General features: G+C 37.5%; 15 protein-coding genes and 1 pseudogene. 10 read left to right on the forward strand and 6 right to left on the reverse strand.

Annotated features, from left to right (window positions below):
• Nucleotides 1-31: 31 nt before the first annotated feature.
• The 9 genes and pseudogenes from AC23ME_RS18860 (at nt 32) to AC23ME_RS18900 (ending at nt 9,429) form a co-directional block, all read left to right on the forward strand.
• Nucleotides 32-2,002 carry a M1 family metallopeptidase gene (locus tag AC23ME_RS18860; protein WP_487729301.1) on the forward strand — a complete coding sequence of 657 codons (1,971 nt, stop codon included), beginning with the start codon at nt 32-34 and terminating at the stop codon, nt 2,000-2,002.
• Between the two features lie 541 nt (nt 2,003-2,543).
• On the forward strand, nt 2,544-5,348 hold the full coding sequence (locus AC23ME_RS18865) for a TonB-dependent receptor (protein WP_487729302.1): 2,805 nt from the start codon (nt 2,544-2,546) through the stop codon (nt 5,346-5,348).
• A gap of 403 nt (nt 5,349-5,751) precedes the next feature.
• Nucleotides 5,752-6,018: a hypothetical protein gene (locus AC23ME_RS18870; protein ID WP_487729303.1), complete on the forward strand. Its 267-nt coding sequence runs from the start codon at nt 5,752-5,754 to the stop codon at nt 6,016-6,018.
• Nucleotides 5,973-6,299 (forward strand): annotated as a pseudogene (locus tag AC23ME_RS18875) (OmpA family protein); the annotation flags it as partial. The gene AC23ME_RS18870 and the pseudogene AC23ME_RS18875, both read left to right, overlap by 46 nt.
• Before the next feature lie 30 nt (nt 6,300-6,329).
• A complete protein-coding gene (locus AC23ME_RS18880; RefSeq protein ID WP_487729304.1) occupies nt 6,330-7,037 on the forward strand; it encodes a Rossmann-fold NAD(P)-binding domain-containing protein in 708 nt (235 codons plus the stop codon).
• A gap of 92 nt (nt 7,038-7,129) precedes the next feature.
• The gene (locus AC23ME_RS18885; RefSeq protein WP_487729305.1) at nt 7,130-7,363 is read left to right on the forward strand and encodes a VF530 family protein; all 234 of its coding nucleotides are present in this window, start codon (nt 7,130-7,132) and stop codon (nt 7,361-7,363) included.
• A complete protein-coding gene (locus AC23ME_RS18890; protein WP_487729306.1) occupies nt 7,350-8,090 on the forward strand; it encodes a ThuA domain-containing protein in 741 nt (246 codons plus the stop codon). The genes AC23ME_RS18885 and AC23ME_RS18890 overlap by 14 nt, the downstream gene beginning before the upstream one ends.
• Nucleotides 8,091-8,127: 37 nt before the next feature.
• A complete protein-coding gene (locus AC23ME_RS18895; RefSeq protein WP_487729307.1) occupies nt 8,128-9,243 on the forward strand; it encodes an acyloxyacyl hydrolase in 1,116 nt (371 codons plus the stop codon).
• 3 nt (nt 9,244-9,246) lie between these two features.
• Nucleotides 9,247-9,429, forward strand: coding sequence for a hypothetical protein (locus AC23ME_RS18900; RefSeq protein WP_487729308.1), 183 nt, complete (start codon nt 9,247-9,249; stop codon nt 9,427-9,429).
• Between the two features lie 34 nt (nt 9,430-9,463).
• On the opposite strand, the gene AC23ME_RS18905 is transcribed toward AC23ME_RS18900, so the two are convergent.
• The 6 genes from AC23ME_RS18905 to AC23ME_RS18930 form a co-directional block, all read right to left on the reverse strand.
• Nucleotides 9,464-10,681, reverse strand: coding sequence for a hypothetical protein (locus AC23ME_RS18905; protein ID WP_487729309.1), 1,218 nt, complete (start codon nt 10,679-10,681; stop codon nt 9,464-9,466).
• 4 nt (nt 10,682-10,685) lie between these two features.
• Nucleotides 10,686-11,207 (reverse strand): hypothetical protein, encoded by a 522-nt coding sequence (locus AC23ME_RS18910; RefSeq protein ID WP_487729310.1) that lies wholly within the window; start codon nt 11,205-11,207, stop codon nt 10,686-10,688.
• A 173-nt stretch (nt 11,208-11,380) separates the two neighbouring features.
• Nucleotides 11,381-11,983 (reverse strand): hypothetical protein, encoded by a 603-nt coding sequence (locus tag AC23ME_RS18915; protein ID WP_487729311.1) that lies wholly within the window; start codon nt 11,981-11,983, stop codon nt 11,381-11,383.
• A 40-nt stretch (nt 11,984-12,023) separates the two neighbouring features.
• On the reverse strand, nt 12,024-12,857 hold the full coding sequence (locus AC23ME_RS18920; protein ID WP_487729312.1) for a VanW family protein: 834 nt from the start codon (nt 12,855-12,857) through the stop codon (nt 12,024-12,026).
• Between the two features lie 30 nt (nt 12,858-12,887).
• Nucleotides 12,888-13,394: a hypothetical protein gene (locus AC23ME_RS18925; protein ID WP_487729313.1), complete on the reverse strand. Its 507-nt coding sequence runs from the start codon at nt 13,392-13,394 to the stop codon at nt 12,888-12,890.
• A 5-nt stretch (nt 13,395-13,399) separates the two neighbouring features.
• Nucleotides 13,400-15,367 carry a WG repeat-containing protein gene (locus AC23ME_RS18930; protein ID WP_487729314.1) on the reverse strand — a complete coding sequence of 656 codons (1,968 nt, stop codon included), beginning with the start codon at nt 15,365-15,367 and terminating at the stop codon, nt 13,400-13,402.
• Between the two features lie 690 nt (nt 15,368-16,057).
• On the opposite strand from AC23ME_RS18930, the gene AC23ME_RS18935 reads away from it, so the two are divergent.
• Nucleotides 16,058-16,462, forward strand: coding sequence for a hypothetical protein (locus tag AC23ME_RS18935; protein WP_487729315.1), 405 nt, complete (start codon nt 16,058-16,060; stop codon nt 16,460-16,462).
• The last annotated feature ends 51 nt before the right edge of the window (nt 16,463-16,513 follow it).

Here is a 16,513-nt window from a genome sequence, read left to right on the forward strand (position 1 = left end):
TCCATTTACCTTAGTAACAAATTAATCAAACATGCAAAAAACCTTATTGAAATCATTTGCGGTTGCGATAACCGTATTATTTGCACAATTGAGTTTTGCTCAAGATAAGCCAGCTTCTAAATATGTACCAGAAGAAGCTTTTAGCCCACTGTTCTACACCCAAAATGGAAACGAATATCGCTCTGCGAGTGGTGCACCCGGACCAAAATATTGGCAAAACAGAGTAGATTATAACATTAGTGCCACGCTAGACGAAGCTACCAGCAAAGTTAAAGCTACTATCACCATTACGTACAAAAATAATAGTCCAGAAAAGTTGCCTTATTTGTGGTTGCAGTTAGACCAAAACTCATTTAAGGAAGGTTCTCGTGGTTTGTCTATTACACCAGCTAAAAGTAGATATGGTGCGCAGGGCGAAAACTTTAAGGGAGGCTATGAAATTACCAACCTTTCGGTTTCTCAAAAAGCTAAAGCTGTAAAGTTCACTTCTTTGGTTGAAGATACACGTATGCAAATTCGCCTAGACCAGCCAATGGCTGCAAATGGCGATGTAGCAGTAATTAAAATGGATTATACCTATCAAATTCCAGTACTGGGATCTGACAGAACAGGACATTTAACCACAAAAAATGGCGAAATCTTCGCGGTAGCGCAGTGGTTTCCTCGTATGAGCGTATATGATGACGTTTTGGGCTGGAACACTCTACCTTATTGGGGTGCTGGCGAGTTCTATTGCGAATTTGGTGACATCACTTTCGATGTAACTGTACCTGCAAATCACATTGTAATGGGTTCTGGAGAATTATTAAACCCACAAGAGGTATTTACAGCAACACAATTACAACGTTGGAACGAAGCTAAAAACAGCGACAAGACAGTTCACATCAGATCTGAAGCTGAAGTAACAGACCCAAAATCTCGTCCTGCAAAAGATAAACTCACTTGGAAATTCAAGATGGTTAACACCCGAGATGCGGCTTGGTCATCGTCTAAAGCCTTTGTTTTAGATGCAGCACGTATCAATTTACCTAGCGGTAAAAAATCGTTGGCAGTTTCTGCGCATCCAGTAGAAAGCAATGGTAACGATGGTTATGGCAGAGCCGTAGAATATGTAAAAGCATCTATCGAGCACTACTCAAAAATGTGGTTAGAATATCCTTACCCAATGGCAGTAAACATAGCTACAAACATTGGTGGTATGGAATATCCTGGTATCGTTTTTTGCGGTTGGAAAGCTAAGAAAGGTGATGCTTGGGGAGTAATTGACCACGAGTTTGGTCACATTTGGTTTCCAATGATTGTAGGTTCTAACGAACGCAAATTCGGTTGGATGGACGAAGGTTTCAACACATTTATCAACGATTTATCGAGCACCGAATTTAACAACGGCGAGTACAAACCACGTCAAATGAACATGCATGCCATCGGTAAGCAAGTTATTGGTAATCCAAAATTCGAAAACATGATGTTAATGCCTGATGGTATGGCCGAAGCCAACATCGGTATTAACCTTTACTATAAACCAAGTTGGGCACTACATGTGCTAAGAGACCAAATTTTGGGCAAAGATAGATTTGATTTCGCTTTCCGTCAGTACATCAATAACTGGGCGTACAAACATCCAACACCTCACGATTTCTTCCGTACCATGGAAAATGCTGCTGGCGAAGATTTAAGCTGGTTCTGGAAAAGCTGGTTCCTAAATAACTGGAAAATGGATCAAGGCATTTCTGAAGTGAAAGAAGTCAAAAATAATGGTGCTATCACTGCTTACAACATCAAAGTTGATAACTTGGATAAAATGCCGATGCCGATCATTTTGGGTATTAAAACCAAAAGTGGTAAAACAGAATTAATCAAAGTAGCTGCCGATGTTTGGATGAAAAATACCAGCTGGGTGGTACGTTACCCAACTACAGAAGAAGTGGTAGAGGTAGTACTAGATCCGCAACAAACATTGCCAGATAGCAACGCAGATAATAACAAATGGACAGGTAACTAATTACCATCCTAAGCGAATATAAATCCCGTAAGTTTAACCTTGCGGGATTTTTTGTTTTAGAAGAGCAGTCTCAGTTGCATCTATTTCAAACCCGTCCTGCTTTCCGCTTTATTTGCCCATTGCATGGGCTACATGTTCGCTTCAATCAGGTCTATATCACATAAGCCTGTGGAACAAATTTTTCCCCTCAAATTGCACTTAATTTATGCGTAAGCACTTTTTGTAAGCCAGTACTATTTACTCCGTCTCTTACAAAATATATAATATGCAAAATGCTTATGCGCCATGCGTCCCTCTTTGGATAGCCTGCTCCGATGTTTCGGAGGGGTTAGGGAGGAGGATTGAACTGCCATCCAACTATGCATCCGATCAATAAAACTTATCTGTGGAAAGGTCGAAATCGTCACATTTTTGTCCAACATAATCCCATGAAAAAATATTTCAAATTTTTTTCAAAAAAAGTGTCACATTCCGAATCGCTTTGCGTCTTATGAATTGTAGGTCTTAAACCTGAGCTTACACAAAACCAAAAAATACATAAATGAAAACAAAACTATTTCTAATTATCTGCTGCTTTTTAACTACGAAGACTTTCGCACAAAATCGTTTGTCTGGTAAAATACAATCTGAAACTAATAAGGAAGCCGTAGCTTACGCTGCTATATTGTTAACCGAACAGGCAGATTCTAATAAAAGAACAGGTGCGTTAACCAGTTTTAATGGCGAATTTTCGTTTAAAGATTTGAAGAGTGGAAAGTACAACCTCAAAGTTTCTGCATTAGGTTATAAATCAATTTTAAAGCCAATTGAAATTTCTGGGAACTTAGAATTGGGCACCTTGAAAATGCAAGAAGATGCATTGAAACTTAAAGAAGTAAACGTAACGGGTCAGCAGGCCAATGTTAAAATAAAACCCGACACAATCGAATACAATGCCGGTGCTTTTAAAACGCAACCAAACGCTGCAGTAGAAGAATTGTTGAAGAAACTTCCTGGGGTAGAAGTAGACCGCGACGGAAATATTTTGGTGCAGGGACAAAAAGTATCAAGGCTAACTGTTGATGGGAAAGATTTTTTTGGTACCGATCCAAAAACGGCAACAAAGAATTTACCAGCAGATGCCATTGCAAAAGTACAGGTGATAGACAGTAAAACACTGGAGGCGAAAGCTACAGGTATAGATGATGGTCAGCGTGAGAAAGTGCTTAACCTAACTATCAAGGAAGATAAAAAACATGGCTGGTTCGGTAATGCGAACTTGGCGGGCGGTACAACGGACCGCTACAATAGCTATTTGAGTGCAAATCATTTCAATAAAAACCTGCAGTTTGCGGTATTAGGTATGAGCAATAATCTCAGTAATGCTAGCTTCCAGTTCGAAGATCTAAACAGTTTTACTGGCGGAAACATCGGAAATATTTTTGCTCCACCAGCTGGAGGTAGTTTCTCCATCAATGTAAATAATGGGCGTACCACCATCGGCGGTTCTGGAGTATTCGATAACAATGCAATAGGAGAGGTAACAACCCATAGCGGTGGTGTAAATTATAGCAACAGCTGGGGCAAAAATAATAAGTTGGCCATCAGCAGCAGTTACTTTACCTATTTTTCAAATGGTATCGGTAATCGTTTATCTACTATTCAGGATATCAATAGTAATGATGTATTGAGGACTTCTGAACTTTCCGTAAGAAATTCTGATAACCAAGCACACCGCTTCAATTTCAAGGCAGAGTATCACCCAGATTCTTTAACCGATATCACTTTCAGACCAAATATCATTCTTAACTACACCAGAAATATCAACGATCGCAGGTTTAATTCTGCATTCGATGCCGCTGGTAAAACCAATGATGGTACCCAGTATTTCGATCAAAAAAATACTACACCTGCACTCTTTGGCGAATTTGCAGCGTTGCGTCGGTTAAAGAATGGCTCGGTTTCTTTTAGGTTAAACGGTACGCAAAATACTTACAATGCCAATTGGACCAACAACTCGCTAATCAACAAATATGAAAATGGTGCTACCGATGAAGATTTGATTAACCAGCAAGCTCGACAAGAAAATGTCTCAAGATCATACACACTTAACTTAAACTATATGCGCCAACTGAATAAGAAGTGGAGCGCTAATGTTGGATACCTTTATAACCAGAGTAGGGTAGACGCAGAGCAACTTACTTTCGATTACAATACCCTCACAGATATGTATGAAACCATTGTACCCGATTTTTCGAATTCACTAGATAATAGGAATTGGCAACAAAGTGCAAGGTTTGGTTTTATCCATACCCGTAGCCAGTGGACCTACAACTTTGGTTTTGGTTTGCAGGAAACGGGCTTAGATGCAACGGCATTCAATAGTGTGGGAACAAGTATCAACCAGTTAGATAAAAAATACTACAATGTTTTGCCACGAATAAGCATCAATTTTAAGAATAAAGCTAACCATACCATACAGTTAAACTACAATTCTTCGGTAAACCTGCCTTCGGTTAACGATTTACAGCCAGTTCAAAATAATAACAATCCATTGTACCAAAGAATAGGAAATCCAGATCTGGAAGCAACTAAAAATCACCGTATGGCAATTAATTTCAATACTTTTAGTGCAGATAATAACAAATATTGGAATGGCTATTTCCTAATCAATTACTCGCTTGATGCTATTGGTAATAGCGTAAATTACGTGAACGGCGTTCAGCATGTGCAGCCAGTGAATGTTGATGGAAATTATTTCATCAACACTGGTACTTTCTTCGGTCAGCCGACAAAAATTAAAGGATTAAGAATGGGGTATGGCGTAAACCTTTTTACATCTCATCTATCTTCTTATATTAACACAGAGAAAAATACAACTGATAGATACAACATTGGACCAAATGCGAATTTTAGTTACGATATAGATAATAAACTAAATGCAGGTGTTTATTTGGGTGTACAATATAGTATGGTAAATAATTCTCTGCCAGCAGCTGTCGATAACAAGTATTTCAGTTTCTGGAACAATGCTAGTGTAAGTTGGGAGTTTGTGAAGAATATGCGTATCAATACAGAGTTGCAGCATAATGGTACGGCAGGCAGGGCCGATGGGTTTAATAATAATGTATTTCTGCTAAATGCTGGTTTAGAACAATACCTAATGAAACGAAGGGTTACACTCGCAATTAAAGGCTTCGATATTTTAAATCAGAACACCAATATTGATAGAACAGTGAATGCAAGTAGGATGGAAGACGTTCGTTTCAATACCATTAATCGTTATTTCTATTTCTCTCTGAATTATAAGATATCTAAAGCTGGCGCAACAAATACTAGATCTAATCCTAGAAATACGGTAGGCTAGTTTTGTGATCTAATCTGTTGTTATCATTAAGGTGTGGAAATTAGATTTTCGCACCTTTTTCTGTTGGGAGCGAGTATTATATTACTTTGTTTAGTATTGCGTTACACGTCTTAATAAATTGAGAAAGATTTTACGACAACTAAAATTACCTTAATATATTGTTTTTTACTCCTTTTTGTTGTATTAAATGGTTGATTTATAGCTTTTTGTGTTTGTATTTTGAGGAGGAGCTTGCGCTAAGTGTGTAAAAATAACAACAATTAAAATAAGTCAAAATTAGTTGTGGAATGCCGTCTAGATACCATTACCGATGTTTTTTTGATGTAGGCACAGATTTTGGCTAATGGGCAATTGAGTTGCGGGTATTTTGCCAGCAGCACAGTTTTTTACCCTACATCAATCTATGAAAAACTTTTTAAAAGGCATTGCGCTTTGCGTGGTGTTAGGTATTTATGCGGAGTCCGCAATTGCACAAGTTAAGATTGGAGATAATCCAACGACTATTAATAAGGCATCTATTTTAGAGCTAGAGCACAATAGCAAAGGTTTATTATTTCCGAGAGTTAACTTAACCAATGCCACTACTTGGAGTTTGGCAACTGGTAGTACTCCAGTTGCTGGAATGATTTCGACAAATCTAACATCAGAAAAGATGCGGCAGTTGAGTTAGATAAATTGGTAGCTATCATGAAAGAAAATCCGACGATTTGGATAGAGTTAGGCTCACATACAGATAGTAGAGGAAATGATCAGTATAACAAATGGTTATCGCAAAGTAGAGCCAATTCTGCAGTACAATATATCATAGATAGAGGCATCGAGAAAAGTAGAATTACCGCCAAGGGATACGGTGAAAGCGTACCTGTAAACGAATGTATCAATGGTGTTAAGTGTAGCGAGGCTGATCATCAGCTCAATAGAAGGACTGAATTTAAGATTGTTAAGCAGTAAGTAGGTTTTTGGATTTAATTTTTTGCTGATATGCAATATAAGGTAATAATTAATGGTGCTCATGGGTTAGTAGGCGAAGGCGTTTTGCAAGAATGTCTTGAAAGCACTGCTATATCCGAGGTATTGCTGGTAAGCAGATGGCCTAAACAAGTACAACATCCTAAACTGAGAGAATTAATTATTCCAGATTTTTTAGAGTTAGATGTTTATGAGAAGGAGTTAACAGGTTATGACGCATGTTTCTATTGTACACAATGCCCATCGGCTGGTTTAGATGAAAGAATTTGCGCTCATTTCGCACTAGATATGCCTTTGAGTTTAGCTTGTCGCTTGCTCGAACTTAATCCAAATATTGTTTTCAGTTTTTTATCGAGCTCAAATTCGGATACTACAGAGCTGGGAAAAGTGATGATGGATAGGCTAATGGGAAAGACGGAAAACGCACTTGCGAAATTGACATTTAAGAAGTTGTACTTTTTCAGGGTAGGCATGGTCGCTTCCTTAGCAAAGCAAAAGCGCATGCAACTTTGCGACAAGGTTATTTATGGAATTTTTCCGTTACTGAAAATCTTGATGCCTAACAGAATAAATACCACTAAAGAGATTGGCTTGGCAATGATCAACGCATTGATCAATAAATATCCCGAGCGAATTGTAAATATAAAAGCTATCAAATCTTTGTCTACTTATCATCAAGGGATTCCTAATGTAAGTAATCCCCTGGTATACATCGGATAATCAAAATATTAATACCTATCAAAAACCAGCCGGCACTATTACATCGTAGTTGCCGGCATTTTACTTTTATACTAATCCTGCTACCTTTGTGTATGCCTACAGCAGAACAAAAGAATAATCCGTTACACGGTAAAACACTCGAAACCATTGTTACACAAATAAGCCAACACTACGGCTGGGCAGAGTTAGGCTATATCCTGCGGTTTAATTGTTTTATTAAGGATCCAAGTGTAAAATCGAGCTTAAAATTCTTAAGGAAAGAAGAATGGGCCAGAAAACAGGTAGAGCAGTTATACATCGATACTTTTTGCAATGAGAAAAATTAAGCTAACAGCATTTATCTTTTTAGGTTTTATGCTGATCTTCAATTTGGATGTTCCCGCACAAAAGGCTAAAAACACTGATAGAGTTTTGGTTTTTTCGCTGACTAAAAGCTATCGGCATAAATCTATTAAGAATGGTGTTTTGGCTATCAAAAAACTAGGCCTCGAAAATAATTTTGCAATAGATACTTCTGAAAATGTGAATAGTTTTACCAACGAAAATTTAAGCAATTACCGAACACTCATTTTTCTAAATCCAACCGGTTCCAATGTATTTACCGATGAGCAAAAACAGGCTTTAAAAACTTACATTAATAATGGTGGTGGTTTAGTTGGTATCCATGCGGCAACAGACTTTTGTTTCGAATGGGAGTGGTATGGGAAAATGATAGGAGCTTTTTTTACCAATCATCCAAAAGTGCAACAAGCAAAGTTGATATCGGTTAAACCGAAAGATAAATTGATGAAAGGAATGCCCGAAAGTTGGCTACATACCGACGAGTGGTACAATTTCAAATCCTTCAATAAAGATGTGAAGGTTTTGGTAAAAGTTGATGAAACTTCTTATCAGGGTGGAAAGATGAACAACGACCATCCCATTGTGTGGTACCATAAATTTGATGGCGGACGGGTTTTTTACACTGGTTTAGGTCATACACCAGAAGCTTACACCAATGAACTGTTTTTAAAGCAGCTGTTAACGGGCATTAAATGGACAATGCGTAAATAAATTTCATACTTTTGAGTTGTCTAATCCATTGAAATAAATGTTTAAAATATCGAAATTAACCAGTTGCTTTCTAATTGCGGCTTTATGTTTTTCTTGTTTCGGAAGTACCAAAGCGCAGCAAAATGCACACACCCTCGAACTGAATTTGCAAAAAGCGATCAGCAGTTTTAGTGCAAACCAAAACAAGCTACAAGGTAGTGCTTACGGCGGCGAGCTCATTTTCCATTACAATATCAATCGCGAACCTAGGCGTTGGTCTAGCGATTTGGGTATTAAAAGCATCGACGTCATTTTTAACTACAAGCGAATGGATAACGTAACCCGAATTGCAGCTCCTCAAAACGGTGAGTTCGGTGATAGTTACGGCTTACTTGGCGGGTTGACTTTCCCATTGTTGAATATCAGCAAGGCTGAATTGCAATTTACACCAGGCTTTGGAGTTCTATATGCAGGAGAATCGTGGTTTAGTAACGAAAATCCTGTAGTAGGCAGTAAACTTAATTTCGGGTTAAAGGCAGGGCTAAAATTAAATATTCCTATCAATAAGAAAACAGAGGTATCTGCAAATTTAGATGTGTTACATTATTCTAACGGCGGAACACGGGTACCTAATAATGGCTTAAACGTGGTAAGCGTTGGTTTAAGCGTAGCAAGAGCCTTAAACGATAATATCGACGTAGAGAAAACTAGTTTCGAGAAAGAGACAATTAAAAAGCACAGTTTCGATTTAGGGGTTAATGTAGGTAGGAGAGGTGTGTATCAAAGCAGAGACGGATTATGGCGAACAGGTTTGTACGGTGGCTATAACTACCGTCTAACTTCTTATTTGGCCTTTGGTGGCGGACTGGACGCGGTATATTACCATACTGTTTACGATCCGAACCGAGTTTTGGAAACTTATCAATCTAAAGCATCATCATTTGATAAATGGCGTGTGGGTGCTGCGGTTGGACCAGATTTATGGATGGGGAATTTAGCTTTTATGGCAAAGTATGGCTACTACATCCATTACAACAGCCTATTGCCTGTAAACACCTATTGGACAGCGGGTGTGAAATACAAATTGAATAGTAATTTGGCGCTACAATCAAAAATATATATACACGGTACCGAAGCGGATTTTGTTGGCTTCGGGCTAATGTTTACCAAATAAGTGATGATTAGATTAAACGAAGATACACCGCTAGATGTGCTCAATGAAGTTAAGCAGGGCGATTTGGTAACCGATACTTTCAGCAAAACAGGTTTGGTAGAAAGCATTGAAATGACCGACGACGGCTTGTATCGAGTTTATGAGTTTACGCTAATTACGGGCAGAGTGATTACCATCAAGAAGTAATTTGTTGTAGTCTTAAGCATAGCCAAACATAAAATTACTTCGCTTTAAGCATACTTTGTATTTTCGGATATAACTCACTATCAGCATAGGCGCCTCTCAATTTCCAAACGCCATTCATGTTTTCGAAACCAAGATTTGCGATGCTATTAGATTTGGTATGTATCATCTGCTCTGCAAAAGCATCAGCTTTGCTAAACACACTTTTAGAAAGCCATGAAACCAATTTGTTAGCTTTGTTGGTATCATAATTTTCTTGTTGCAAAAGCATGGGCCAAATTTTGGCGAACTGTTGTTGGCTAACTTTAAGCTCGGGCATTCCATCATGCTCGCCATTCACAATAAACGGAAATTGAACTAAAGGATACAGATTTTCTAGGTCATTTTCCACTGCCGTAGTTCTCAGTTTCTGCCAAAAATCCACGAACTTATTTTCAAACTGGTTATCGTAATAATCGGCACTTTCAAAAGCAGTGATGTACTTAATATTCTCATTTTCTACATGCGTTAAAAACGGCGTTACATCCTTAAAATGGTTCCAGCGGTAATCTGGCTTTTTATTAAAATGCTGATACCATTTTCCGCCTTCTTTAAAAGCATAATTGTAGCGAGCATACACTGCATTCCGCATTTCGGCCAATTGTTGTTTAGTATATTTTTTTACATCCACTTGGGTAAAACTGCGCAAAGAAATTTCGGTAAAATCGCCTTCTGGCTCCCAATAAACTTTGCGGTAATAACGTTGTCTATCAGCATCGTGAATACCAAATTCGGTTTTTTGATCACACTTGTACAAACGGAAAAAATGACTTTTATCTACACGTAAATAACTTTCGCCAACAAAAAAGCCAGAGCCCACAAATTGTTTATTGATTGCATTTTTAGGCTCAAAAATATTGTTGCCAACCCAACCGCCATCGTGTACATTCGGTAGACTTTCGCAATTGGTAACCTGTTTATTGATCAGCCTTGCTTTACTATAACTTAGGTGCTGGTAGTACACAAACGTACCGTACGATTTTGGGTCTACAATAATCTTCATTTGATAAACACTGTCTCGGTCTTCGGCAATGTAAATCCCGTTTACGGTATATGCAAAACTGTTAAAGATGCTTTTTTTGTCAAATCCTTTTTTAAATTCTGGGCTCCAAGTGCTAATATCTGACGGTACAGAGCAGGGGCAGTTGTTGGCAGGTTTTTGCTGAGCAAAAGCCGACGAAGCCAATAAACACATAAAATAAATGAGCTTTTTCATCCTATTAATTTCTTGCTGGTGGTGGAACTTTCATTTCTGCAGGTTTCAAATGCCTTCCTGTTAAGTTTTCCAAACTAATACCTTTCATATCCTCGCTCACTTTTTTCAAGCCCCATTTATCGGTAACATATTTTTTAACCATGCTATAAGCCCCAATATAATCGTACATATTTTGCGTAACAATAAGCGTATCGTTAACTAAACTAAACTTTCCTTCTCCAATAATTTTGCCGTTTCTTGTTGCAAATTTCACAACCTCTAAATCGCTAAACTTTAGCTTATCCTTCGTGATTTTGTAAACCTGCAACGTATCGCCTTTCTCTTGTCTAATCATCCGCTCTGGTTGTTGATAGCCCAAATAAACATTGAACTTTATCCTCTTAACACTAAAATCAGCCAAGCGTTTATCTGTTTTTAAAATATCCGATGTACCTGCAGTTCTTACCACTGGTGGCGGAGGCGTTTTTTTCTGCGCAAATACGCTAATGCTTACCAAAGCGAGAATTATAGGTAATATTTTTTTCATCATTTATTTTTTTGAAAAGCAAGTTTCAGCACTTATCGGTTCCGAAAGTCCCGCCATCCGCTTTATCCCTATAAAATCGGGATGCTCGCTTCTGTCGGGTTTAAAACAGTAAGTTCATTGCAAACAAGCCAAAACTTTCTATCGCCAAACCTACAATTTACTAGCGCATCGCCCTAATTTTTAGTTCGTCGTTTTCTTTCTAAATCTTCATGCTTTTCCACCAGTGGCCTAATTTTGTCAGTTACTGTATAATAGGCTCCCTCATTAAAATCCTCTAGGTAAATTTTCTTAAACTGCATTTTCAATTTTATGGTTGGGATTTTAACCAACTCTCCTTTTTCGTTGTTAGCTAAATGGTCGTAGTAATTCCAATTGCCAATGTAGTCGCCAGTAAGTAGATTGTAACTTGCCTCGCCACTGCCGTCGTTAGCAGCATTGCCGAAAGCGTATTCCGTAATTCCGATTGCTCTAATGCGTTTCTCGTTTTTATCGTACCTAAACTGACAGGCGTAACCAGCACGCATCCAGTTGACTTTAATTTCAAAACCGTTTTTCTTTGGTTCGAGAAAGGTATTATCGCCAGAAGTTTCTATGTATTTGCTTTTGAGTTTTTTAAAGTTTTGGCTCGATAACCTGCAAACTATCTTCCATTCTTTTTGGTCAATGTATATCGTGTCGGCTTTACCATCAAAATCGATGTCCTTAACCAGCTTTTTTTGCGCAAAGGCATGAAAGCAGGCTAACAAGAATAATCCTAACAAAGATCTTTTTATCATCTATCTATTTTTAATACTGTCCTTTCATGGTTTTATTCTGTCATTGCGATGTATCGGGTTGTGTGTTGTAACTTTCTGGTATGTACGTAACCCTTGCAAAGTTTTTCATCACCAATTCTGTTGCAACAACTCTGCCACCTTCAAATTTTAGTATTTTATCTCTCCAGATTTCGTTTTTACGATAAAACTGTCCATCTATTTTTAGAAATTGATGTTCTTTTTCTACTACATGATAGGCATAATCCAGCTCAGTATCTACGCGTAATTCGCCCTCTAAACATTTATCACTAAACCATAAATTAATTTGAAATGTATGTGCCGTATTATTGGTAAACTGGTAATCTAGATAATTGTAGAAAACGGTGGCTCCACTGCCAAACGGCAACACACGACCGTCGTCTGGAAATGGATCAAACGAATGGTGGTGCCTTTCGGTAATGGTAATCGGACTATGGATAACCAACCAATGGATGAGGTTGGAGATTTGGCAAATGCCGCCGCCAATGCCAGCCTTTGCTTGTCCGAACGATAGCTCCATGCCCAATAAGTAGCCTTTCTTTTTTGTAGGCAAACCAACCAGCTTGCAAAAAGAGAACGTTTCGCCAGGTTTAATGATGATACTATTTATTCTTGCAACGGCAATTTTTAGGTTGGTTACTTTATTGATTTGCAACTGCTCATTATTTTCGCCAAGTTTTTTAAGCAATACAGATTGATGTTTTTTGATGCGAAATGATAGCTTTTCTCTCAGTTTATCAGATGCATATTTCTTGCCATCTATAACCCATTCTACCCGTCTTTTGAGGCGCCTCGCACCAACTGCCAAGAAGTACAAAAATGGATGTCGTTGGCTAAGTAATTTTCGTTTTTTCATTTAAACATCAATTTCTCGGGCAATCAATTCTTAGACGAGCTCTCTCTTTTTAACAATGTTTTTTACCCAAAGGGATAAATAGCAAACACCCAGCAAACCAATAAATATCCAAACGAGGAATGACAAAAACTGACCCAAATTGCCGAACTCCCAAAGTATGTTGTTCCATTGTTTGCCTAATTGATTTTTTAAAATCTCGAAGCTATAGTCGCCGTTTTGCTCAGTTTTTACATAGAACCGTAAGTAATGTTCAGCAATGTCGATGACAAAGGCCTTAAAAATTATAAAGGCAAAAAATGAACTCATTGTAATTACTAAAACATTGCCTTTAATTTTATCAAAAACCAGCAAAGCTGATAACAGAAAATAAGTTAGAAGAACGCTGAAATTTGCGTAACCATCATACATAGTAAAGTTTGCTAGCCGCGTATTTAAAATAAATTTATTGACGATTAAGCTCGAAAAAAGACTAACTAAAATATGTACTGCAGAGCAGACAGCAAGTACAATGGCAAATTTTAGTAATGTACTTTTCATTAATTCTATTTTTTATACTTCTGCAAAAAAGCCTTAAAATCCATTGCTTCCTTTTTGTCTTTTAAGCAGAATTTCAGCTTGCCATTTTTGTCAAATTCTTCGCTGATGTTGCAAAAGATAAAAGGTACCACTTCTTTGCCTTTGTCGTCTAGAATTCCGTACCAATAATTACTGCCATCGGCGGTTCTAACACCTGCAATGTAGTAGTTATTTACGCCAAAAAACGGATTGATAAATTCGTATTTAAAGGCAGTTAACAAGTTCAAGTTTTTATCAACCAAAGCCTTTTTTCTGTTGCTACCTTCGCCTACAAAAATTGCCGGAAATTTAATGTCTGAAGCAATAAATTTATCTACTGCATGAATTTCCTGAATGTCTTTATTTGGTAACTTTTTAAAGTTTAAATCATAAAGTTCATCGAGGTTTTGTGTTTTGTTGGCGATAATAAAATGCTCATGTTTTTCTATACCGTAATATTCAAAAGGTAGAATTACTTTTTCACGGTTTAACACTACGCCATATTTGTAATCGTCGCCAACTGCTTTTTCAAAAACGTCATAACCAGGCTTTAAGGTTTGCGCATAATTTTTGTAAGCTGGTAAAGCCAACATCTTTTTACCGGTCACATTTAGCCAATACAGCTTCTCATCGCCCATAAAATATTCGTTGGCAAGCTGTCTCAATTCGCCAAAAGTTGGTTTAATAATCACTTCGCCATCTCGGTTACTTATCCCAAACTGTTGCCCAGTTTCATGACTATAAAAAACAATGTTCGGCTTGCTTTCATCAAAATATTTTGGGTTTAAATAGTGGTTGCCATATTTTACCATCTTTTTGTTTTGCAACAATGTAGATTTTGTAGCCACAAAAACGTCAATATTTTTAATGTCGTCAGCAAATTCTACCAGCACAAATTGTGTTTGCACACCAAGCACTTTTTTGCTTGTATTGGCAATTTCATTGTACAAACCCACATCGCCCAACTCTTCAAGTTTCGCTTTATCTTTAGAAAGTTTGTCTAAATAAACGTCAAACTCAACCATATCATTTTTGGCATCTATGTGATTTTGGTTAATCGTATTTAGCTTTTCTTTGGCATTTTTCTCATCACTTTCTTTCAGCACATCGGTAAAAATCACAAGCAATTCTTTCAAACTTTCTTGCACTTTTTTGTCGATAGACAACATTGGCGTAGCGCTTGATGCAATGATATTCATCCTCAGATTTTTATGGTTTGTAGCTTGATAAGCAATGATCTCGCTATACAAAGCAATTGGTAATTTTAGCTGAGCCAAGTTTTCTTTTATGCTTTCAACCTCAATCTGATAATCGTTATACTTAACAGTTTTATCAGATTTTAGGATAGAGAATTTCTCGAAATCGGTCGGCAGTTTCAAACTCAAATCAGCCTCGATACTGTCAATTCGCTTCATGCCTATGTCAGCTTTTGCTATTTTTTTGCCTCTAAAAAAGTAAGCCTCTTCGTTAGTAACCACGCTAGATTTGTAAGGCTTAAACAAGCTGTCTTTCTCTTTAATAATGTGGTTGTCGTCGGTTAAATAAAACCTGCTTTCGTACGAAAATAAATCTTGTCCGTAAAGGCTAAATTTCTCCTCATTTGCCTTATCTCTAAAGTTTTGCTCAAATAACAAATGCTTGCAGTAATCGTTAAAAAGCTCGGTAATTTTAGGTTCGTTGTGGTTAATGTCAAATTCAGGTGCCGATTGGCTAACCGCACTTTTCTCTCCCGATGAAAAATGTGAGGTCAGTTGCAAGGTAAAGGTTGACGTTTTGATGAGCTTATTTAATAGTGCGGTATCCTTTTTCGCCTGCTCTTTAAGCTCGTCAAATTTCATTGCTTGTAGCGTGGAAATGTACTTTTTCGCCGCTACCGTTTGTGGCGTTTTTTGTTGACTGCAAGCTTGTGAAAATAGAATTGTAAAAATTAAAATTAGGTAGTGTTTGTGTTTCATGTTTAGCTATTACATATATTTTGAAGCGTAATTTTTGATCTCTTTTTAATGTTCGTCCGGCTTTCCGCTCTCATCTATCGGGCTTGGCTGTTGTACTTGAGGCGGTGCAAGTGAAGCCCCTCAAAAGTGCTACTTGCTTTGTACCTTAAACCCGATTGAAGTGGTAATACTTTTTGTTACTGTCATCTTGAGCTTGTCGAAAGATTGTTTATAGGTGCCAAATTCTTGGACAAGCTTAGCATGACAGTTTTTAATAGCAGCGCCGACAAAAAGATTATAACGAAAAGCGGGGCTGCAATTGCCGAAAAATACTACCATTGTTTTCCTCAACTTTTGATCAATTCAATCATTTCTATTTCATTAGTCATTGGGTTTGTGCTAAAAAAATCGCTTGAAGCGGAATTGTACATACAAATATTTGTTCTTTCATTGGTTAGACAATCGTAGATTGCGATTATAAAGCAATCTTAAAGCCAAATTGAACAGATGTTGTAGGATAGCTTAGCGCATTAAATTCTAAAATCCTGCTATTTGCTTTTAAAATACTGCGTGACAGCGTAAATCCAATCGCCTCCTTCATGGCATACAAAGGCAACCAAAAGTAAAATCGGCAAATAAACCAATAACCTTTTTACAAACAGTTTATAGCGATTTTCATCCTGTAAAAACCAGAAGTTAACCGCCAGAAATATGAGCCCTGCAATTATACCAGTTACCGTGCCCATAACCATGGATGATAAGTTTGCAAACGCAGATATGAAAAATACAAATAACTCTAAAGTTTTCGATGAAGGTTTGGCTATCTCGGGAAGTGGAAACAACAGAAACCAACAAATAATTCCACAAATTATGCTGAATAGTAGAAACAGCAATCCTTTAAGAAAATGCCTGCCCATTAAGCTGTACATTAACGTAAGCATAGCCAAGGTAAGACTAAAAAAAGTATATTTTAGGTCTGATAGAAATGAAGCAGTTCGGTATTCAATTGGTAAAATGATACATAAGCAGATGGTAAGAATTGCTATTCCAGTAATGAGTGCAGGCTTGTTTACGTTAATTTCTTTTCCCATGATTCGCCTAAATCTAGTTGTTTAAGTTTGCGATCTATAAAATCTCTTATACATCGTTTAACTGTCTCGCAATTAC

The sequence above is a fragment of the Pedobacter sp. T50_32 genome (assembly GCF_057652195.1).